At 52.5% G+C, this 20518-nt stretch carries 24 protein-coding genes, 4 tRNA genes and 1 pseudogene; 17 read left to right on the forward strand and 12 right to left on the reverse strand.

Annotated features, from left to right (window positions below; translation table 11 throughout):
* Window positions 1-31: 31 nt before the first annotated feature.
* Window positions 32-361, forward strand: a complete 330-nt coding sequence (locus MKZ32_RS09625; protein ID WP_239797071.1) for a HigA family addiction module antitoxin — start codon at window positions 32-34, stop codon at window positions 359-361.
* A 4-nt stretch (window positions 362-365) separates the two neighbouring features.
* Here MKZ32_RS09625 and MKZ32_RS09630 read toward each other — a convergent pair whose 3' ends face one another.
* Window positions 366-1727, reverse strand: coding sequence for a hypothetical protein (locus MKZ32_RS09630; RefSeq protein ID WP_239797072.1), 1362 nt, complete (start codon window positions 1725-1727; stop codon window positions 366-368).
* 549 nt (window positions 1728-2276) lie between these two features.
* Window positions 2277-2441, reverse strand: coding sequence for a helix-turn-helix domain-containing protein (locus MKZ32_RS09635; RefSeq protein WP_239797073.1), 165 nt, complete (start codon window positions 2439-2441; stop codon window positions 2277-2279).
* A gap of 168 nt (window positions 2442-2609) precedes the next feature.
* On the opposite strand from MKZ32_RS09635, the gene MKZ32_RS09640 reads away from it, so the two are divergent.
* The 9 genes from MKZ32_RS09640 (at window position 2610) to MKZ32_RS09680 (ending at window position 11114) form a co-directional block, all read left to right on the forward strand.
* Entirely contained in the window at window positions 2610-5366 is a 2757-nt protein-coding gene (locus tag MKZ32_RS09640) for a class I SAM-dependent DNA methyltransferase (RefSeq protein ID WP_239797074.1), read from the forward strand.
* A complete protein-coding gene (locus tag MKZ32_RS09645) occupies window positions 5363-6436 on the forward strand; it encodes a hypothetical protein (RefSeq protein WP_239797075.1) in 1074 nt (357 codons plus the stop codon). The genes MKZ32_RS09640 and MKZ32_RS09645 overlap by 4 nt, the downstream gene beginning before the upstream one ends.
* Window positions 6433-6606 carry a hypothetical protein gene (locus MKZ32_RS09650; protein ID WP_239797076.1) on the forward strand — a complete coding sequence of 58 codons (174 nt, stop codon included), beginning with the start codon at window positions 6433-6435 and terminating at the stop codon, window positions 6604-6606. Before MKZ32_RS09645 ends, MKZ32_RS09650 begins: the two co-directional genes overlap by 4 nt.
* 54 nt (window positions 6607-6660) lie before the next feature.
* Window positions 6661-6921 carry a type II toxin-antitoxin system RelB family antitoxin gene (gene relB, locus MKZ32_RS09655; protein WP_239797077.1) on the forward strand — a complete coding sequence of 87 codons (261 nt, stop codon included), beginning with the start codon at window positions 6661-6663 and terminating at the stop codon, window positions 6919-6921.
* On the forward strand, window positions 6905-7171 hold the full coding sequence (locus MKZ32_RS09660; protein WP_239797078.1) for a type II toxin-antitoxin system RelE family toxin: 267 nt from the start codon (window positions 6905-6907) through the stop codon (window positions 7169-7171). Before relB ends, MKZ32_RS09660 begins: the two co-directional genes overlap by 17 nt.
* An 8-nt stretch (window positions 7172-7179) precedes the next feature.
* On the forward strand, window positions 7180-7368 hold the full coding sequence (locus MKZ32_RS09665; RefSeq protein ID WP_239797079.1) for a hypothetical protein: 189 nt from the start codon (window positions 7180-7182) through the stop codon (window positions 7366-7368).
* Window positions 7369-7814: 446 nt separating this feature from the next.
* Window positions 7815-8615, forward strand: coding sequence for a DEAD/DEAH box helicase (locus MKZ32_RS15845; protein WP_239797080.1), 801 nt, complete (start codon window positions 7815-7817; stop codon window positions 8613-8615).
* Window positions 8612-9940, forward strand: coding sequence for a hypothetical protein (locus tag MKZ32_RS15850; protein ID WP_239797081.1), 1329 nt, complete (start codon window positions 8612-8614; stop codon window positions 9938-9940). Before MKZ32_RS15845 ends, MKZ32_RS15850 begins: the two co-directional genes overlap by 4 nt.
* Window positions 9933-11114, forward strand: a complete 1182-nt coding sequence (locus MKZ32_RS09680; RefSeq protein ID WP_239797082.1) for a GIY-YIG nuclease family protein — start codon at window positions 9933-9935, stop codon at window positions 11112-11114. Before MKZ32_RS15850 ends, MKZ32_RS09680 begins: the two co-directional genes overlap by 8 nt.
* Before the next feature lie 138 nt (window positions 11115-11252).
* On the opposite strand, the gene MKZ32_RS09685 is transcribed toward MKZ32_RS09680, so the two are convergent.
* The 7 genes from MKZ32_RS09685 to MKZ32_RS09715 all read right to left on the reverse strand — a co-directional run bounded on the left by MKZ32_RS09685 (window position 11253) and on the right by MKZ32_RS09715 (window position 14657).
* A complete protein-coding gene (locus tag MKZ32_RS09685; protein WP_239797083.1) occupies window positions 11253-11834 on the reverse strand; it encodes a redoxin domain-containing protein in 582 nt (193 codons plus the stop codon).
* Window positions 11835-12141: 307 nt separating this feature from the next.
* Complete coding sequence (gene arsC, locus MKZ32_RS09690; RefSeq protein WP_420887727.1) at window positions 12142-12501, reverse strand: arsenate reductase (glutaredoxin); 360 nt, start codon at window positions 12499-12501, stop codon at window positions 12142-12144.
* Between the two features lie 240 nt (window positions 12502-12741).
* Complete coding sequence (locus MKZ32_RS09695) at window positions 12742-13410, reverse strand: thiopurine S-methyltransferase (protein ID WP_239797084.1); 669 nt, start codon at window positions 13408-13410, stop codon at window positions 12742-12744.
* Between the two features lie 149 nt (window positions 13411-13559).
* Window positions 13560-14117 (reverse strand): YqhA family protein, encoded by a 558-nt coding sequence (locus MKZ32_RS09700; RefSeq protein WP_239797085.1) that lies wholly within the window; start codon window positions 14115-14117, stop codon window positions 13560-13562.
* 192 nt (window positions 14118-14309) lie between these two features.
* A tRNA-Pro gene (locus MKZ32_RS09705) sits at window positions 14310-14386 on the reverse strand.
* A 67-nt stretch (window positions 14387-14453) separates the two neighbouring features.
* Window positions 14454-14527, reverse strand: a tRNA-Cys gene (locus tag MKZ32_RS09710).
* A 54-nt stretch (window positions 14528-14581) separates the two neighbouring features.
* Window positions 14582-14657 (reverse strand) — tRNA-Gly (locus MKZ32_RS09715).
* Between the two features lie 367 nt (window positions 14658-15024).
* Here MKZ32_RS09715 and MKZ32_RS09720 point away from each other — a divergent pair.
* Window positions 15025-15113 (forward strand) — tRNA-Leu (locus MKZ32_RS09720).
* Between the two features lie 148 nt (window positions 15114-15261).
* On the forward strand, window positions 15262-15492 hold the full coding sequence (locus MKZ32_RS09725) for a hypothetical protein (protein ID WP_239797086.1): 231 nt from the start codon (window positions 15262-15264) through the stop codon (window positions 15490-15492).
* A gap of 260 nt (window positions 15493-15752) precedes the next feature.
* Here MKZ32_RS09725 and MKZ32_RS09730 read toward each other — a convergent pair whose 3' ends face one another.
* Window positions 15753-16085 (reverse strand): hypothetical protein, encoded by a 333-nt coding sequence (locus tag MKZ32_RS09730; RefSeq protein ID WP_239797087.1) that lies wholly within the window; start codon window positions 16083-16085, stop codon window positions 15753-15755.
* Between the two features lie 804 nt (window positions 16086-16889).
* Here MKZ32_RS09730 and MKZ32_RS09735 point away from each other — a divergent pair.
* Both MKZ32_RS09735 and MKZ32_RS09740 read left to right on the forward strand, forming a co-directional pair.
* A pseudogene (locus MKZ32_RS09735) lies at window positions 16890-17048 on the forward strand (ISNCY-like element ISCARN112 family transposase); the annotation flags it as partial.
* Window positions 17049-17148: 100 nt separating this feature from the next.
* Window positions 17149-17376 (forward strand): DUF1622 domain-containing protein, encoded by a 228-nt coding sequence (locus MKZ32_RS09740; protein ID WP_239797088.1) that lies wholly within the window; start codon window positions 17149-17151, stop codon window positions 17374-17376.
* A 668-nt stretch (window positions 17377-18044) separates the two neighbouring features.
* Here MKZ32_RS09740 and MKZ32_RS09745 read toward each other — a convergent pair.
* Together MKZ32_RS09745 and MKZ32_RS09750 are read right to left on the reverse strand one after the other, a co-directional pair.
* On the reverse strand, window positions 18045-18281 hold the full coding sequence (locus MKZ32_RS09745; protein WP_239797089.1) for a nitroreductase family protein: 237 nt from the start codon (window positions 18279-18281) through the stop codon (window positions 18045-18047).
* The gene (locus MKZ32_RS09750) at window positions 18278-18676 is read right to left on the reverse strand and encodes a malonic semialdehyde reductase (protein ID WP_239797090.1); all 399 of its coding nucleotides are present in this window, start codon (window positions 18674-18676) and stop codon (window positions 18278-18280) included. The genes MKZ32_RS09745 and MKZ32_RS09750 overlap by 4 nt, the downstream gene beginning before the upstream one ends.
* Before the next feature lie 491 nt (window positions 18677-19167).
* Here MKZ32_RS09750 and MKZ32_RS09755 point away from each other — a divergent pair, with 491 nt between their 5' ends.
* The 3 genes from MKZ32_RS09755 (at window position 19168) to pqqB (ending at window position 20518) form a co-directional block, all read left to right on the forward strand.
* Window positions 19168-19311 carry a hypothetical protein gene (locus MKZ32_RS09755; RefSeq protein ID WP_239797091.1) on the forward strand — a complete coding sequence of 48 codons (144 nt, stop codon included), beginning with the start codon at window positions 19168-19170 and terminating at the stop codon, window positions 19309-19311.
* A 152-nt stretch (window positions 19312-19463) separates the two neighbouring features.
* Entirely contained in the window at window positions 19464-19535 is a 72-nt protein-coding gene (gene pqqA, locus MKZ32_RS09760; protein ID WP_003243383.1) for a pyrroloquinoline quinone precursor peptide PqqA, read from the forward strand.
* 71 nt (window positions 19536-19606) lie between these two features.
* Window positions 19607-20518: a pyrroloquinoline quinone biosynthesis protein PqqB gene (gene pqqB / locus MKZ32_RS09765; RefSeq protein WP_239797092.1), complete on the forward strand. Its 912-nt coding sequence runs from the start codon at window positions 19607-19609 to the stop codon at window positions 20516-20518.

Here is a 20518-nt window from a genome sequence, read left to right on the forward strand (position 1 = left end):
AAATTGTGGACTATCACTAAAGGAAAATACGATGACTCAAAAATTACTCGACCCTATTCCCCCCGGCGAGATTTTGCTGGAAGAATTCATGAAGCCCATGGGCGTCAGCATCAATGCCTTATCAAGGGATGTAAGTGTGCCGCCCAATCGAATCAGTGAAATTGTGAACGGCAAGCGCTCGATCACTGCCGATACTGCATTGCGCCTTGGCAAGTATTTCGGCGTATCCCCGGAAATCTGGCTCGATCTGCAAAGCGATTACGACATCCGCATGGCACAGCGCACCGTCTGGCCGCAGATTGAGCCGCTTGTCCGCGCCCATACAGCAAAAGTGTTGGCGCCGGCGCCAATCAGTCAGTAACTTACTACCCCACCCTCTTGACTTGACGACGCATATACGCATCGTTGATGATCGGTACCTGTGCCTGAGCCGGCTGTTGAAACGCTGGTTTCAACTGGGCTTCTAGGTGTCTTATGCGCACAGCGATGTGTTTTCGTATTTCCGACAGGTTTCCTTCATACTCCCCAGCACACAACCTTATGGAATCTGTAGGCCAGTCTAGGGTACTCATAATAGGATCAGTTTGCATCGACGGTTTCGTTTGCAGTGTTCCAGGGCGGAGAGTACAGTGCCATGCGATCAGCTCTGGCTGCAACTGAGCACCAGTTAGCCAGGTTAACTCACCCCAAGCCCCGCCGTTTCGAGAAATCACATAGTCTGCCTTTGAAGCCAGATGGTCGGTAATATTCCGCAACTTTCGGAATTCTTGGGTGAACTCGCGTAGCGGTGGAATACCACCCTTTGTGTTGCCAAACTTAATGCCGGGCATCTGTGTATACATCATGCTAAAACGATCAACAGCATCGACGAACCCCCAAGCATCAATAAAGACGTGAGCGAAAACATCTGGGGTATCATTTGACGCAGGCGGATTCAGCGCCAAATGGGTCAGTGCATCTCTAAGTCGACTGTACGTAACATCCAATATCTCTACGGCATGTCGGATTCCGTCCAAGAAGAATGCTTTCTTCCGCTCGAAATTGACGGGAATCCGCCTCAGTACCGAGTCACGCCCAAGTAGCAGATACTCCGACCCTCGGATCGGCAAGAGTTGTTCTTCGTCTGGCTGATCTGGTGCGATCATGGCTTCCTCTGGCATCGATGTATCATGTCGACGATGCATGCCAGACTTCTCCTTCATCACATAGTTCGCGGCATAACCTAATGCATCAAGAACTTCAGTTATGGCAGCGTGAGACATAAGGGATGGATCCACCAACTCATGCACGTAGCGCCATTTTACAAATGGTGCGTCTCCCACGTGCGCTAGCGCCTCCACGAACAACTCAATTCGTCTGTCCGAGGCATCTAGCAACGGTACCTCCGTTTTGTTGCGAAACATCCCAGCAATAAGAGCCTGATGCTCTAGAGGTATTTTTTCCCATAGGTGCCCGAGGCGATGTCCAGACTTGTGCTTTGAAGAAGGCTCTTCGCTCTCGGCTCTCTCCAACATCAAGAAAAACTTGAAAAACAGCTCTATAGCAAAGCTGGAACACACAATTGCAGGAAAAGAAAGCTCGGGACGATCTGTCTTTTTGCCATGGCTGCTAATTAGTAAACCAGAATGTGCGTATGCGGTTGCTATTGCATAAAGCGCCGCGTAGTCCACTTGTGATTCGCCGGGAATTAGTAAGAGTGAGGGAATTGCGGGGTAAGTTGTCATCATAAAAGCATAGCATCAACGCCCAACTAATGCCTGTCAACTAGCGACTGCGCGTTTTTTCTCACCAACACCTTGGGAGAAGCGTACGAAATAACCGGCCTGCCGCTGTTTACCAATGACTGGCAGAAGAAGCTAGCAGCGCCAACCAAGTAAAGGAGGAAATACCAGTGATGGTAGTGCTGGGCAATCTGCCGTACTCCTACGAATCAGAGAATAACGGCGCCTGGTTTGCTGGACTGCTGCGCGGCATATCTACGTAATCAGGAGGTGGCAACATGAATCCACTCGTAGCTTTACATTGACATACCCTGCCAGAATGAAAAAATTCGCGTTATTTCGGCTAGAGACACGCCCTACAACATCCCCATGGCACAGCGCACCGTTTGATTGCAGATTGAGCTGCTTGTCCGCGCCCATACAGCAAAAGTGTTGGCGCAGGCGCCAATCAGCTAGTAATCAAATGGCAGACAGACGCTCAACCGTGTCCGGGTAGCGCTCAACCATACGGATCAAAATTGCAGCTTGGGCATTCGGACTGGCTCGGCCTTATTCTCAGTTTTCCAGTGTGCGTTCGTTAGTACGCAGGTATCTGGCGAATACGGTTTGCGACAGGTGCAACTTCTCCCGCAGACTGAGCAACTCTTCCGGGGTGATGGTGAGCGCAGGTTTCTTTTCAACTACATGCTGGCGCAAGGTGATCTTGCCTCGCGGTGCCATTGGGCTATCTGGGCGGCTGATGTATGTCCAGCCATTCCGGCTAGTCAGATCGCGAAACGTTACGAGGTCTCATAGACAATCATTTACAATGGTGCCCCTTAGTGCCACGTCAGTCACTGAACCTCAGCCGGATACGAGCGGGGGGAAATCACACAGGCAAGATGCTCCATGAATGCAGTAGAAATCGAGGAAGCCATTTCGGAACTGGCCCTTCAGCCTTTCAATGCGACAGAGTTTCCGTTTGAGTTTCTGGCCGCTTTCGGCAATAAGGACACAGCCCTCAAACGCCTGCGTACTGGCAACAACAATGCTTCGGATGTGCCTGGTGGCGTGCTCCAGCGCAACAATATCCATATCGCCGTGTGCGAAGGCGGCACCGTGGGTGCTTCCCTCAAGGCCTTACGCGCCAGCCCCGCCACTACAAAAGCCCGTGCCAAATTCATCCTCGCCACCGACGGGCAGACCCTGGAGGCTGAAGAGTTGACTGGTGGCGAAACCATCGCCTGCGCCTACCCCGACTTCCCCAACCATTTCGGCTTCTTCCTGCCGCTGGCCGGTATCTCCACCGTCAAGGAGATCAAGGACAACCCCGTCGATGTGCGTGCCACGGGCCGCCTGAACAAATTGTATGTCGAACTGCTGCGCGAAAACCCAGACTGGGCCACAGACGAGCGCCGCGCCGACATGAACCATTTCATGGCCCGGCTCGTGTTCTGCTTCTTTGCAGAAGACACCGACATTTTCAACGGCGATGGCTTGTTCACCCACACCATCGAGCAAATGAGCGAGCGCGATGGCAGCAACACTCACGAGGTGCTGCAAGCTATCTTCCGCGCCATGAACATCAAGGTCGCCGAGCGCGACTATGCCCAGCCCCATTTGCCGAACTGGGCCAATGGCTTCCCCTATGTGAACGGCGGCCTGTTTTCCGGCGCGACCGACGTGCCGCGCTTCACCCGCATGGCGCGCACCTACCTGATCCATGCCGGGAATTTGAATTGGCAACAGATCAACCCGGATATTTTCGGCAGCATGATCCAGGCCGTGGCCGACGACGAAGAGCGTGGCGCATTGGGCATGCACTACACCAGCGTGCCCAACATCCTGAAGGTGTTGAACCCCTTGTTCCTGGACGAGCTGCGCGCACAGTTGGCTGAGGCGGGCGATAACAAAATCAAGCTACTGAACCTGCGCAAGCGCATGACGCGCATCCGCGTGTTCGACCCGGCCTGTGGTTCGGGCAACTTCCTCGTCATCGCCTACAAGCAGATGCGCGAAATCGAGGCGGAAATCAACCGCCGCCGGGAAGAGCCGCATTTGGGCAGCGAGATTCCATTGACCAATTTCCGGGGCATTGAGCTGCGCGACTTTCCGGCGGAGATTGCACGCTTGGCGCTCATCATTGCCGAGTTCCAGTGCGACGTGCTGTATCGCGGACAAAAGGACGCGCTGGCGGAGTTTTTGCCGCTGGATGCGCAGAACTGGATTGTTTGCGGTAATGCACTGCGGCTGGATTGGTTGGGTATTTGCCGACCTACGGGGACAAGTGTGAAGGTGGTCGCGGATGATTTGTTCGGCACACCGCTCGATCAGGCTGAGATTGATTTTGCGAATGAAGGGGGTGAGACGTATATCTGTGGCAATCCACCGTATTTGGGTTCCACTTGGCAGAAGGACGAACAGAAGGCGGATTTGCAAGCCATATTCGCCAACCTCACCAAGAACTGGAAGTCACTGGACTATGTGGCGGGCTGGTTCATGAAGGCCGCCGATTACGGCACCAAGACCAATGTCGCTGCCGCGTTCGTGTCCACCAACTCCATCTGCCAAGGACAGCAAGTGCCCATTCTTTGGCCGCTGGTTTTCAGCACCGGCAACAAAATTGCGTTTGCGCACACCTCGTTCAAATGGGCTAATTTGGCCAGTCATAATGCGGGTGTGACGGTGGCAATCGTGGGCATCAGCAACCAAATAGGCAAGCTGCGCAAGATTTTCTCAATGAGTGATGACGGTATCTCACTCGTCAAAGAAGTCGAACACATCAATGCCTATTTGGTGCCAAGTATCAATGTTATCGTGGAAAAGGCACCTCGCCCTTTGGGTGAGTTGACAGAAATGTTACGTGGCAACATGCCATATGATGGTGGCCATTTGCTACTCGCCGGTGATGAAGTCGATGCACTTAGCCTAACACCAGAGCAACATGCCCGTTTTATTCGCCGTATCTACGGCTCGGCAGAGTTTATTCGTGGTCAGGAACGCTATTGCCTATGGATTGAGGATACCCATCTTGAAGAAGCGATGCGCATTGCACCAATTCGCCAACGTATTGACGGCGTGCGAACAATGAGGCTAGCGAGCCGAGACAGCGGAGCCAATGAAATGGCTGCGCGGGCACACCAGATGAGGGAGATGAATATTGGGCAGAGGCAGACGATTGTTATGCCTTGTGTTTCATCAGAGTCACGCGATTATTTACCTGCGGGAGTCGTTGACGAAAACTCAACTGTTACAAATCTCGCTTTCGCCCTCTACGATGCGCCCCTCTGGAATATGGCGTTGATCGCCTCCCGCCTGCATCTGGTCTGGATTGGCACGGTCTGCGGCAAGCTGGAAACGCGTTATCGCTACTCCAACACCCTCGGCTGGAACACCTTTCCCGTGCCGCTGCTCACCGAACAAAACAAGGCTGACCTGACCGTCTGCGCCGAGAACATCCTGCTGGCCCGCGAAGTGCACTTCCCCGCCACCATCGCCGACCTGTACGACCCGGACAATATGCCGGGCAACCTGCGCCACGCCCACGAGCGCAACGATGAAGTGCTGGAGCGCATCTACATCGGCCGCCGTTTCAAAAACGACACCGAGCGGCTGGAAAAACTGTTTGAGCTTTATACCAAGATGACGGCAAAGGTATCGATATGACGAATTCTAACCCGCCTGAGAACCTTCATGCTGCCCACGGAGATGCAGGACTAAAACAGAGCCGTGAACTTGCAGACAAGATAGATCACTGGCTAGAGCTGTTTAATGTGGAACTATCGCAACAGGAGCTGCCTCTCTCTCAGCGTCCATTTCGGGCGCTCATGATGCTGTTTCGTGAAGGTGCTATCGAGGTTAAGGCGGGTGAAGAGCGCGTCGATCAACCAACAAACCTCGCAAAAAACTGGGAAGAGCCCTGGTTTCGGGTTCTGTTTGACGCCGTAGAATATTGGTATTTTGATAAATACGGCTCACCCGCCATGAAAGCTAAAGGGACGTCCCCTCTTATTGGTGCGGTGATGATTCGAGACATGCCATTCATCATCGCTGCTCCTGCTAATAGGACGAGAGTTGAAGAGGAAGGCGAACTTGCCTGGATGTATTTCGAGGAAGGGCTTGGGGAAGGCGAAGAAGCAACTTCTTGGATCGTTGGTGGTCCGGATCTTTCAAAACTCAATGATAAGGCTCGTGCGTTAGTTGCTGCCGAGGCAAGGCAGACAGTCGAAGTTTTGCGTTACCTTGAGTTCAGGCGTGTGACTTTTCGCTACGATGGCGATCATGAGGTACAAAAGCTGATTCAATCGACGCTGACCTATTTGAAGCAAGCAGCAGAGCGCTTGGTTTCCTTTCAGACTCCTGAGATAGGCCCTGCTTGGTTTGATTTACAAATGGCCAACGAGGCAGCCCTTAAGGCAGTAATTCGCAAAGAAACCAGATCGCAAAAGAAAATTCATCCGCTTGATGAATTGCTGAAACTAGCGGGCAAGCACGGCGTGACTTTCGATGCGACCAAACTTTCCACATGGCCTTCTTTCAAGGACATTAGTGATTGGAGGTACGGACTAGGAAGTCCACCTGGAATCACGGAATTGTACTTTGCTTATCGGCTGACACTTGAGTTGGTCCAAGCCGTTATGAATCAGATTACTCCGTCGATACAGCCCGGGTTTGGCATCTTGCTCAGGTATCAACCCTGGAGAACGAAGAATGCGGCTGGAAAATTTCGAGCATGATAATGCTACCTAGACTTGAATTATTCACACACGAGCGCAACGACGAAGTGCTGGAGCGCATCTACATCGGCCGCCGTTTCAAGAACGACACCGAGCGGCTGGAAAAATTGTTTGAGCTTTATACTAAGATGATGGCTGGTTCAGGCAAGCAGGGCAAAGGCCGTAAGTAGGGGCGTTGCAAGCAGGGTGGCCACGGCTGGTCAAAATAATAGCGTTGTGATACAGTGAATACACGCATTCAACTGGAGACTCTTAATATGGCAACTTCAATTCGCCTTGCTCCTGAAATCGAGCAAAGGCTTGATTACCTCGCCTCCCATACCGGGCGCACCAAGGCGTACTATCTGCGCGAAATCATCGAGCATGGCATCGAGGAAATGGAGGACTATTACCTTGCCGCCGACGTGCTGGAGCGTGTCCGCAAGGGACAAGAACAGGTGCATTCCGCTGCTGACGTGAGAAAAGACCTTGGCCTGGACAATTGATTACGCGGAGACGGCCAAAGCGCAGCTACGCAAGCTGGACAAGCAGACGGCGCGGCGCATCGTTGATTTTATGGATGAGCGGGTCGCCGGACGGGAAAATCCGCGCGACTCAGGCAAAGCGCTGACCGGCTCGCTGGGTGGTTTCTGGCGTTATCGCGTGCGCGACTGCCGGGTGATTTGCGACATTCAGGACGGTGTATTGCGCGTGCTCGTGGTGCAGGTTGGCAACCGGCGCGAAATTTACCGATAGGGGGATTTATGGAGGCACAGCAGCGTTTGGTCCTGATGACCGGTGTCGAAAAGAACGCAGCAAAGACCGCGTTCCATGGCTTGGCATTGGCGGGACGTTTTGCTGATTTCCCCCTGCGCGAAGATATCCCGACTTCTGTCGATATTCCGCGTTTGGAGCTACGTCTTAAGGTTGAGGACAAAAATGAGCATGAATGAAGCGCCTCCCACCATGAACTCGCCACCTTTCCCAACATGAAGGGGTTTTCGCCGCGCAATCTCAAGGTTTGGCCGCCCCTCAAACTTACCGCAAGCGGTTCGTTTTGTCCGCTTCACGGGCAGTTTATTTTGCTGGATTCCCGCCTGCCCCCCGCTTTCGCGAGGGTGACAAGGAATGGCCGGGCTAATGGATTATCCGGATTTAACTCATTGGTCTAGCCACAATGCTGTTCACTTAACCGTTCATAGTGAGCTTGTCGAACCACCAGCTTCGCAACTGGAGCCCTTCGACAAGCTCAGGGCGAACGGAATTTTTCTAAAGTGAACAATATTGGGTCTAGCCGGATGGGAAATTTGTGCAGCAAGCTGCAGCACAATTGCCCCAGCATCGAGCAGATCGAGCGCGAACTGGCAGGCAACGACATAACCACGGAGGACGATACACAGTGACCAACCCGACCAGTCCCACCAACGCCTACACCGTGCCGTCGGTGTCCATCACCACGGCGCGCACCGGCGCTTCCAGCAAAGCCAACATGCTGGGCATGCGCGCCATGCAGGAGCGCGCCTATGCCAAGCGCGGCGAACAGTATTTGCTGATCAAATCGCCACCGGCATCGGGGAAATCCCGCGCGCTGATGTTCATCGCGCTGGACAAGCTCAACAATCAGGGCTTGCGGCATGCCATCATCGTGGTGCCGGAGCGGTCGATTGGCAGCAGCTTCGCCGACGAACCACTAAGCCAGTTCGGCTTCTATTGGGATTGGCAGGTAGCGCCGCAGTGGAACCTGTGCAATGCCCCCGGCGTGGATGAGCCACGCGTGGCCAAGTCCAAGGTGGACGCGGTGCGCAAATTTTTGGAAAGTACCGATAAGATTTTGGTCTGCACTCACGCCACTTTCCGCTTTGCGGTAGAAGAACTGGGCATTGAGGCATTCGACAACCGCCTGATCGCCATCGACGAGTTCCATCACGTCTCCAGCAACCCGGACAACAAGCTGGGCAGTCAGTTGGGCGCGTTCATCACCCGCGACAAGGTGCATCTGGTAGCGATGACTGGGTCTTACTTCCGTGGCGACAGCGAGGCGGTATTGGGGCCGGCGGATGAGGCCCGGTTCGAGACGGTCACTTATACCTACTACGAGCAGCTCAACGGCTACCAATGGCTCAATCGCTGGACATCGGCTACTTCTTCTACACAGGCCCATACGTTGATGCCGTCACAAAGGTGTTGGACCCGGCATTGAAAACCATTGTCCACATTCCCAATGTGAATGCCCGCGAAAGCCTCAAAGATAAGGAGCGCGAGGTAAATGAAATCCTGCACGGCTTGGGCGAATGGAAAGGCCTTGATCCGGCCACCGGATTCCATCTGGTGCAAGCCCGTGATGGGCGTACCCTGAAAGTGGCGGATTTGGTGGATGACAGCGATCCGGCGAGACGCTCTCGTGTGCTCACTGCGCTGAAAGATCCCGCGCAGAAGAACAATCGCGACCACGTGGACATCATCATCGCGCTGGGGATGGCGAAGGAAGGCTTTGATTGGATTTGGTGCGAACACGCGCTGACCATAGGCTACCGCAGCAGCTTGACCGAAATCGTGCAGATTATTGGCCGCGCCACTCGTGATGCCGAGGGCAAGGAGCGATCGCGCTTCACCAATTTGATTGCCGAACCCGCAGCCGAACAGGCCGCCGTGGCCGAGGCGGTGAACGACATGCTCAAGGCCATTTCCGCCAGCCTGCTGATGGAGCAAGTGCTGGCGCCGCGCTATGAGTTCACGCCAAAAAACATTGGCCCAAAGGAAGGCTTCGATTATGGCGCGGAAGGCTACAAGGACGGCGGCCATAACATTGGCGTGAACACAGACACCGGCCAGATTCACGTCGAGATCAATGGGCTGGTAACGCCACAAAGCCCGGAAGCTACACGCATCTGCAAGGAGGACTTGAATGAAGTCGTCACCAGCTTTTTGCAGGACAAGACCGCGCTGGAGCGCGGCCTGTTCGACAAGGAAAACACACTGCCCGAAGAGTTGACCCAGTTACGCATGGGCAAGATCGTGCGCGAGCGTTACCCGGATTTGAGCGATACTGACCAAGAGGCCATCCGTCAGCACGCTATTGCTGCGATGAACATCACCCAACAGGCCAAATTGGCCTTGGCCCAGGCCGATGCAAATGGAGGTGCAGGCGACGGTACGGTACAAGGCAATACGGCTTTGCTGGATGGGGTGCGCAAATTCGTCAATGTGCGCGACCTGGACATTGACCTGATCGACCGCATCAATCCCTTTGATGCCGCCTATGCTGTGCTGGCGAAAGCGATGGATGAGAAATCGCTGCGTCAGGTACAGGCCAGCATTGCCGCCAAGAAGGTGAGCATCCCCGAAGACGATGCCCGCGAGCTGGCAAAACGTGCCTTGCAGTTCAAGAACGAGCGTGGCCGTCTGCCGGATATCAATTCCGCCGATGCGTGGGAAAAACGCATGGCTGAAGGCGTGACTGCGCTAGCGCGCTACCGCGCACAAGCGAAGGCGGCACAGGCGCAAGGAAAGTCCGGCAATGGCTGAAATGGACGATGACGAACTGCTGGATGCGTTGGGTGTACAAGTCGCCCCGCTCAAGGCCTCCAGCCGAACCCCGCGCGAAGAACGCATCATCGCTGGCTTCGAGGACATCCTGCGCTTCCATCAGGCCAATGGGCGCGCTCCGCTGCATGGCGAGGACCGTGACATCTTTGAGCGCCTGTATGCCGTACGCCTGGATCAGCTACGCAAGTTGCCAGAAGTGCAAACCCTGCTAGCTGAACTGGATGGCCCCGGCCTGTTGTCTGGTGGGGCAGCGGCCCTGGCAGATGTGGATGACCTAGACGAAGATGCCTTGCTGGCCGAGTTGGGTATAGGGGATAAATCCGCCAACCAGGATGACATCACCGTGCTGCGCCATGTGCGTTCCAGCGTTGAAAAGCGTGCAGCGGAAGAAATTGCCGACCGCACGCCATGTGCGGATTTTGACAAGTTCCAACCGCTGTTTGAGCAGGTGGAGCGGGAGCTAAAGGCTGGCGTTCGCCAGTCCCGCCAGTTTGGGCGTGATTCCAACTTTAAGGTGGGCAATTTTTTTGTCTTGGGCGGTTTATTGGTTTATGTGGCCGAGCAGGGTGACATTTTTCGCACGGGCAACAATGAACCCGATGCGCGCCTGCGCGTGCTCTACTCCAACGGCACCGAAAGCAATCTGTTAATGCGCTCTCTACAACGTGCGCTCTACAAAGACGAAAACGCCCGCATGTTGACCGGTACGGACATGGGGCCGCTGTTTGGCAATACGCCAGAACCAGACGACATTGAAACCGGAACCATCTATGTGCTGCACAGCTTGTCCAGCCATCCATTCGTCGCCGAGCACCGCGAGCTGATCCACAAGATCGGCGTGACTGGCGGAAAAATAGAGACTCGCATTGCTGGTGCAGAAAAGGATGCCACCTATCTGTTGGCCGACGTGGAGGTGGTCGCCACCTACAAACTCCACAACCTGAACCGCATTAGGCTGGAAAATGTCTTCCACCGCTTGTTCGGCACAGCACAGCTCGACTTGACCATCGAAGACCGCTTCGGAAATCCGGTGAAGCCAAGGGAATGGTTCCTAGTGCCGCTCCATGTGATTGACGAAGCGGTTCAGCGCATTCGGGATGGGTCAATCACCGAAGTGGCCTATGACCCGAAAACGGCTCGGTTGGTAGGTTGAGTATGTGCAGAATTCTGTGAACTTGCTCTGACAGCTTCGCTGTTCTAATGCTGGCACGATGCATTGATCGTCACTGCCAGTTTAAGATCGCCATTCCGCATTTCAGAGCACTTAATATTGATGGTAAAGTTGGGCGACTCATGCACTCGCTTGTCCCATATTGTCAGAAATAGCACACTCTTCGTTATCACAACCGACGCGCCCTGCAGCAGGTTGCTCTTGATATTGATTACTATTGGGATCGATCGCAGCCTCACTCACCAGTTGGCCGATCGTTGCTCCAACGCGCAAATCATCCATACGACCGAAGTGATTAAGTCGGATGCGGCCTTGCCGGTCCAGAAGAATCAGCGTGGGTGTGCCCCTCATATTAAATGCTTCCATCGTGTGGGGAATGTTGCCTGTTGTTGATGGTCGATCCACAGCAACGGGGAAACGAATATGGTATTCATAAAGGAACGCCTCTAAAGCCACGGGTGTCATTGCACTGTGATGCTCAAAGACACTGTGAATACCGATCACGGCAACATCTGCTGCCGGAAAGGTTTCATGGATAGCCGCAGCCTGTGGCAGACCATGTGACACACAACCAGGGCATAACATCTGGAATGCGTGCAATACGACCACGCGTCCGCGTAAATCTGCAAGCGTAATAGAACGTAGTGTATTGAGCCATTGAGATACTTGTAGTTCCGGAGCTACTGGGTGGATGTTAGTCATACGATTATTCCTGAGCTAGGTTAAGTATTGCTGAGTGAGGCTAAGCCACCCCAGCAAAGCTGCCATCTAAGTACGCGTAATTGACGTTAGTGAAATCAATCGCCCTTTAAAAAGTCAGATTGACATAGTCAGGAAAAATATTCAATACGACGTGAATCATGATTTAGACGATCTGTTCGTCATTGAACCCCACCGTGCTCAATTCGACGATATCGACATCGGCCATTTGCGCACGGTCAGGTGAAGAGGAGTGTCATTTTTAATGACTCTAAATCCTTAAGTGTTTAGGTGGCTTAGATACACCCTGCTACGGTTGCGGCAGGATATCCAGCACAGATTCAGATGGCCGACACAAACGTGTTCCTAATGGTGTTACGACGATCGGGCGGTTGATCAGAATCGGGTTTGCGATCATGAAATCGATCAGTTCGTCATCGCTCCATTTCGGATTATCCAGATCCAGCTCTTCAAATAGCGTGTCTTTACGGCGTAGCACATCACGTACAGGCTTGCCAATGGCTGCGATCAATGTCACCAGTTCGGCGCGGCTAGGCGGCGTTTTCAGATACTCGATAACACGCGGTTCAATACCCCTATCGCGGATCAACGCCAGAGTATTGCGCGAAGTGCCGCAGCCAGGGTTGTGATAAATAGTTATGTCAATCATAAAGGCTACTTTTCTCAAAAAGTTCAAACCCGATCATACCAAGACTTGGAATTGTTGACTAACTACCAAAGCATTGCGGGCATCTGGATCAGCGCGCCTACCACTGTGGCAAGGGCCACACAAGAATTGAAACTAAAAGACTGATGGCTGCAGACATTGCCAGCTGAAATAAATTGGAAGCCCGATAAGCGCCAAAGGAAGGCAGTGTTGTGCAAAGAATTAAGAAAAATTTAATACTGCTTAAGGTGGGTTATGCGTCACAAGGAAAATCTTTTCCTGCAATTGGGTTATACCCTTGTCGCGAAATCGTGGTTCCTTGTCGAGAATGTCCGCGCTATACAGCAGGCGCACCTCGCCTGCTTTTTCATAAAGCGCCCTTACCTCAGGCTCTGTTACGCTAAAAGGCGGCCCTTGCATTTCATGCTGTGGGTAGTCGAAGGTGACCAACAAGGTTTTTACGCCGGAAGCCAGAATGGTCTGCATGTGGGCTGCGTAGGCACTGCGCATTGGTTGGGGTAGCGCGATGAGCGAGGCGCGATCGAAAACTGCACTCACCCCGGCTACATCCTCTGATGTCATCTGGAAGAAATCGCCGCAGTAAAGCCGGAGTCCTTCTGTCTGGTAGATGTTAAAGGTGTCGTGTTTTGTGACTGACGCATGCAGGCCGCTCTCAGCAAAGAATGCCTCGACCGCCAATGGACTGATTTCCACGCCAACCACTTCATGGCCTTGCCCGTGCAGCCAAAGCATGTCGCGGCTCTTGCCGCAAAGTGGGACGAACACACGACTGCCAGAAGCAAGGTTCAGTGCAGACCAGAATCGCTGCAAGTGCGGGTTAATTTCTTTCTGATGGAAACCTGTTTCACTTCTGGCCCAACGTTCGCGCCAATAATCTGTATCTATATTCATCACCCTGCCACGAAAGTGTAGTTGGAATAGCTATGCTCGCCGCCACAGAAGATCAAGTTCTGTGGCATGCAATGATCATGCCCAAACTTTTGACGAGGCTTATCAATCGAACAGGGGTGCATGAGAAACTGGATAATGCAATTCACGGTTCAATCTCCAGAGTGGTTACTTTCTTTTCCGTTATCTTCCGACTTGTGGGTCAGAAACAGCGAAGCACCGATCAGGGCAATGGCGCCGCCGAGATAAAGCAGGTCGAGCGGGGTCGATATCTTCATGTTCAGTGCTTCTTCGAACAGGGTGACGATCAAGATCATCAGGATTACCTTTGCCAGCCGCGCTTTGAGGTCGTCCAGACTCGCGATAACCAGAATCTTGCTGGAGGCCTTGCTGCCATGTGCTTCATCAATGTCACTGACAAACAATTCATACATGCCCAGCGAGAAAATCAGCATAAAGGTGGCAAGCAAGTAGCCGTCCACCACTTCCACCACATGGCTGATGGTCTGGTCATGCAGAAGCTTGCGCGCCTCTTCGGTCAAAGCGGAATCGGCGTAAGGTAGTATGTGGCCGACAAGGTACACCACGTCCACTGTGGCCATATAGAAAATCGCAATGGCAGCGGCCATGCTCGCCACAACAGCTACCACTACCACGAAGCGTCCGTTCCACAACGTAGCTTCGAACCATTTTTCGATAGCTTTTAACATATTGGTATTTTATTTCCTGATAACTGAATGCGAAAAAACAAGTTCATGAAGTACTGTGAGTCCACCCAAAAATATTTGAATATTAATTATTATCGAACACAGGATAAGCAGAATTTTTCTGGTGCACCTATAGGATAGTCATAGTAAATAAAAAAGGCTTACAGAGTTTAAGCTGCAAGCCTTTGATTTATCTGGTCGGGGCGAGAGGATTCGAACCTCCGACCACTTGGCCCCCAGCCAAGTACGCTACCAGGCTGCGCTACGCCCCGAAGGTACGAATTATAACAGAGCAAAAAAAATCCACGGATAAAAATTTGGGCTAAGTACGCTTGAAGATGGAGGCGGGGGTCGGAATCGAACCGGCGTACACGGCTTTGCAGGCCGCTGCATGACCACTCTGCCACCCCGCCATGTTGCGCATGCTTTAAGAAAATAAGGGAAAGCCAGATACTTTCCCAAGAAGGTGGAGCGGGAAACGAGACTCGAACTCGCGACCTCAACCTTGGCAAGGTTGCGCTCTACCAGCTGAGCTATTCCCGCAAAAATCGAAGTCCGCATTATAGTGATATTGCTATCAGTGTCAAGAAAACGGCATAAGTTCTTATCGCGCAAAGAAACTCTCCAAGCTTGTGGTATATGATTTATCCGGTATAACTCAACCACAGGAACTGTACAGGTCTGACTCTGTAACTCAGGAAAGAGGAGGAATCAACAGCGTACCGTTTATTTGCTGTAATACCGGACAAATCAATTTATTGCTGACAAAAATGGGCTCAATCAATTCGCCAATTACCCGACTTGATTGAGAAAAATTACGATGTTTTTGCTAACGTGGCGGGCATCTCTGTATAATGCACGATGTGAAATGAGTCGGTTAGTAATCCTCATTCCAAACTTGCTTTATCTCGCCCGGGTGGTGAAATTGGTAGACACAACGGACTTAAAATCCGTCGGGGAGAAATCTCTGTACCGGTTCAAGTCCGGTCCCGGGCACCAATAATCAACAAGTTACATGTATTTTTATGGGCAATACTATAAGCGAGCAAAAGTAAAAATAATCTTAAAATAAGCAAGTTAAATAAAACTTAATCAAATTTGAAGCTGCAAATAACTTTTATTTGTTTGTTCAGATTGTAGGTTGTATATGAACGCAATCCAAGTTTCGATACGTCTGGTGGATGGCGGGATGCAAGAATTCACCTGTGGGCACGAGCTATTGCATAAGCTTCACTCGCTTCAATCGCAAGGCCTTGCAGGCAAGCAACTCATTCATCGCCTGATTACTGATGATTGGGGCGCACCTCCGGTTCTCGTTGAAATAAAAGACATAGGCCTTAATGGTGAAAGTCTCGCAATACGAATCCCCTACACCTAATCCATTCTTTTCTGTCTTTCTCGCCTACTAAAAAAAGACACCGTAAGATCGCTTCATTGACGTGTTTTGCCTGCATTACATCCCACTATATTCGCCTCTGATTTTTGGCTACCGCTTATTCTATGATTATTTTTCTAAAATAGATTATTCAAGTAAATGAAAAATAACGTATTAAAGCATTGTAACAACGGATTGTTTATCCGTTTTGCGACTTAGTCGCTCACCTCCTCCTACCGGAAAGACAAACGGCTATCTGCTCCTCAAATATTTAACGGCGATACCTTACACTCTAATCGCTGCCTCAAACACCCATACCTCACCGCATCAGCAGCATGATCAGGCTCACTCGAATCTACGTCCTCTACGCGCTTTTGATCACGTCCCAGGTAGGGTACGGTCTCCCAAAAGTATTCGCACGTCCTCGCGATGTATAGGCCGGGGACATCAGGCTTACCCGCATCAGCCAACAACCTACGCATAATATTCCAGCCGGTAAGTCGGTCGGCTTTCTTGGCTGCAATGAAACGGACGCCGCCCTGGTTAAATTCGTCAGCAATTGCCCGCACCGCTGCCGGACTTACTGAAAATCGCATCAGCAGCAACGCCCATAGGCTTAATTCTCCACCGCTTACACATGGCAATGATTTCCTCTGAAAGTATTGGTACAGTCCAGCCTAGACCCTCGTTTTGTCTATCCCGTTTCGCAGTTGCGAGTTCATCCACAATCACCAGCGAATCACGCGAATAATAGCGGCCATCCGGCCCATTGGTTCCGGGGCTCTTGGCGAAGATGTAAGGAGCACTCGGGGCACTACTGCCAAAATCATGAGCAAGGTATGTTTCCCAGGACTTGCCATAGTGCTCAGGTATTTTGTCCCACGGATCTACGCAGTTACGGGACTCATCTAAGACGCTGGCAAAATATGCGCCTCTGCTTACTGTCCAGTCTCCGTCTATCCAGGCACGCAATAATTCTGGATCGCTGGGACAAGATGATTCAAGCTGATTGCGGTACTGCTCAATGTCAATGAATTGATTGCCGATGAACGTACTCGGAGCGTAACACCAATGTCGCTTAGATTTGGGTTCGAGGAATGGGCACCATGGTATACCAGTAAATACATACTTTTTGGCAATCCAATGATGACCTGGGCCGCCAGGGTTTGCCGCAAGCACAACGCGAATAGGTACATCCTTGGGGCCACGCAGATTCGATCTGAGGATGTCAAGTAAATCAGGTGTAGAAAATTGGCCGATCTCATCAGCCATCAGCAGAGTGAAAGAGCGTCCCTGATATTTGGAATAGTCGCTATGTGTTTCAAGTTGTCCGAACTCAAGATAGGCTCCGTTTGAAAATCGCCAGACATGCTCAGCGCCGTTGTAGCGCGCCGCTGTGCCTGGCCTATCCAGGCACCCCGGTAGAATTGGCGCACACCCTGTCAGTCCATGTGATGAGAACGCTATCGAAAAACCTTTCTTGCCAGTACGAAAACCTGCTGCAAATAGAAGCAACCGGCACAGGGCTGAAGTTTCGGAAAGTAAAGCTCATGGTGCACGCCCGCCGCCATGAATATCTTTCGCGCAGTCATGGAGTGGGTCGGACTGGGGTTCGACGCTGGCGGTATCGTGGTCATTGCCGTGGCGTTTTAGTCGCCGTTGGTCGCCGGCGTTTCGGCCGCGCAGGCGATGGACGTTCGGCGCTTCCGGCAGGACTTCGTCGACGCGATCGTGCTCGGCCTGGAGTTCCTGGTAGCGGGCGACATTATCCAAACTGTGGGAGTGGCGCCGACACTGGAGAACGTAGCCGTGCTGGCGATCACCGTACAGATCCGCACGGTTCTCAGCATGACTTTGCAAGTCGAGATTGAAAGTCGGTGGGCGTGACAATGTCAAAACGTTGATCATCTAGTTCCCTCTAAGTCACAGTTCTCGGACGCAGCTTGTTCTGGGGCTTCGAAGTCTTACGAATCAAAAGGGGATGGAACATGAAACGAGAACTTTGTTTCGTTCAATCATGTGTTGTAAACGGTATTAAGATTTCTACATTGAATTGCGATGATCTGACATTGTCAGCAAGATAGAGGACCGACTAATCCAATTCATGCAATGCGGTGGGTACATTGACCTCACACTCTAAAGAAAATCTTCGCGTGCATGGCGGCCACCGCGCCAACCGTTCCTTCTGTTTAACTGATTATTACGCATTGGTGTCAATATCATTACGTGCCCAATTGCAGCCCTATCGGGGCTGAATATCTAAACTTGAGAATATGACATTTATACCAAAGATAAATTATTTAGTTTAATTCATGCACTGCCTGCACCAATACCATAGCTTAGAGTGTCGCGACATGACGATCGCTGGAGCAAGCTCGAGCGCAAAAGCTTTCTCAGTGCAGCAATCGTCCATATGTTTCATCATGCCTAACAAGGTCACCGCTCATCTTATCTCAGCATTTTGATCTCAACATCAACGATTAGGAGAGAAACCCACAGGGATCTATCAGACCACCACATCCCTTCCACCGCCGCAAACATCCTGATGCACTCCCTTAAAGCAATTTGCACGCCTCGGCAAAGTCGAGACGTGGGCTGCGCGGGTATAGCTTGGCTGAATCACCATAGCCGAGATTGCACAGAAAGTTGGACTTCACATGGCTATCGGGAAAGTATTCCTGCTCGAATTTATCCAGCCCACCGCTGGCGGGGAAAAATTCGTGGTCGACCTTGGCATTATCGAAGCCGGACATGGGCCCGCAGTCCAGCCCGAATGCGCGCGCCACAATCATAAAATATGCCCCCTGCAGGGAGCTATTACGTCGCGCCGTGACCTCAGCGAGCTCCGGCGTGTGGCGAACCAGGCGCGCGCATCCGCAAGGGGAAACAACTTCGGCAACAGCTCGTAGAATTTCACGTCATAGCCAATGATGGCAGTGACCGGAGCCGTCATGGTCTTTTCTATATTGCCCGGCGCCAGGGCGGGCAACAGCCGCTGCTTCGCCTCCGGCGTGCGCAGAAACAGGATACGCGCCGGACAACAATTGGCGCTGGTCGGTCCCCATTTCATGACGTGGTAGATCTGGTGCAAGATATCGTCACTCACCGACTTGTTTAACCAGCCATTGTGGGTGTGGGCCTTGCGAAACAGCAGGTCCAATCCTTCTTCGCTCAATGTGTTGCTCATGGTTCGTCTCCTCAAACAGGTTGAATTTGATGTAAAAATAAATATAGTGCAACCTAATTTTTAGGATGAAAGCACCCCGATAAAACCTCCAATTTACTTGATCAGGCGCGTGATAAGCTGCATGTACAACCCTACATCATTCACACCGAGCAGGCCTGTGAGAGACATAATAAAGTAATACTAAAAAATAAAAATAAGCAAATTTCTTATTTTTGATTAGGGTAGCGTTGCATTCTGTTTGAAACTTAAGTAACAGCTAGCTCTATTGACCTTTTGGAGGATGTCAGAAGCTTTTGCTGTCCAGATAGACGGTTTGGGATATTTGTTGTAGTGAATGATTCATCGGTGGCGATCTTTTTACTTTCAAGACCCACGAGTAAAATATGCCGCATGAAACCATTTAATGGCCGAGTCAATAGCAGCAGGAATCTATTGGTGTCCATTATTGACAACCTACCTCAATCTCGGCTGGCTGGCCACTCGTCGGATTCATGGATCTATTACGCAAGGCGTTTTTGCGCCAACGGCCAGATTTGCTGGAGCAAGCAGCAGGGCAAATCGCGCGGGCCGAAGCGGGCTGGCTGTGCCTGGCCAACGGCCCCGCAGGGGACGAGTCCTGGCAAGTGGTAAAATGATCATTACCGGGCTGCAATAAGCTTTTTCATAAATTTAACGTATCAGCACATGGATTTTTAGTAGTATGATTGCCCTATCAGCTGAACATCTCCCTGCGGAGGTGAGCTGAAAAATGTGTTGCACCCACCCATCCCCCAAAAGGAGCTAGCCTATGTGGACCAAACCTGCCTACACCGACCTGCGTATCGGCTTTGAAGTCACCATGTACTTCGCAAACCGTTAATTTGTTTTGCTGTACAACGCCTCGGTCAGCCGGGGCGTTGTTATTTTCAGCGCACACCGAAATGGGCCGCGATGTACATCCAGATTCTAGGTTCAGCCGCTGGCGGCGGGTTCCCGCAATGGAACTGCAACTGCGTCAACTGCAAGGGCTTTCGCGACGGCACGCTCAACGCCCGCGCCCGCACGCAGTCGTCGATTGCGCTGTCCGATGGCGGCATTCACTGGGTGCTGTGCAACGCCTCGCCGGATATCCGTGCCCAACTGCAGGGCTTTACGCCCATGCAACCGGCCCGCGCCCTGCGCGACACCGGCATCGACGCGATCATCCTGCTGGACAGCCAGATCGACCACACCACGGGCCTGCTGAGCCTGCGCGAAGGCTGCCCGCACAGCGTCTGGTGCACCGACATGGTCCATCAGGACCTGACTACCGGTTTCCCGCTGTTTAACATGCTCACCCACTGGAACGGCGGCCTAGACTGGCAGCGTATCGAGCTGGAAGGCAGTTTCATCATACCCGCCTGCCCGAACCTGCGCTTCACCCCGCTGCCGTTGCGCAGTGCCGCGCCGCCGTACTCGCCACACCGCCTCGACCCGCACCCGGGCGACAACATCGGCCTGATCGTCGAAGACCTGAAAACCGGTGGCAAACTGTTCTACGCGCCGAGCTTGGGCAAGGTCGACGACGACCTGCTGAGCCGCATGGCCGACGCCGACTGCCTGCTAGTGGACGGCACGATGTGGGACGATGACGAGATGCAGCGCCGCGGCGTGGGCACCCGCACCGGTCGCGAGATGGGCCACCTAGCGCAGAACGGCCCCGGCGGCATGCTCGAAGTGCTCGAACGCCTGCCCGAGCAGCGCAAGATGCTGATCCATATCAATAACACCAACCCGATCCTCGACGAAGACTCTCCCGAACGCGCCGAGTTGAACCGCCGGGGCGTCGAAGTCGCCTTCGACGGCATGAGCATCGAGCTGTAG

This window comes from Candidatus Nitrotoga arctica (assembly GCF_918378365.1).
GTDB lineage: Bacteria > Pseudomonadota > Gammaproteobacteria > Burkholderiales > Gallionellaceae > Nitrotoga > Nitrotoga arctica.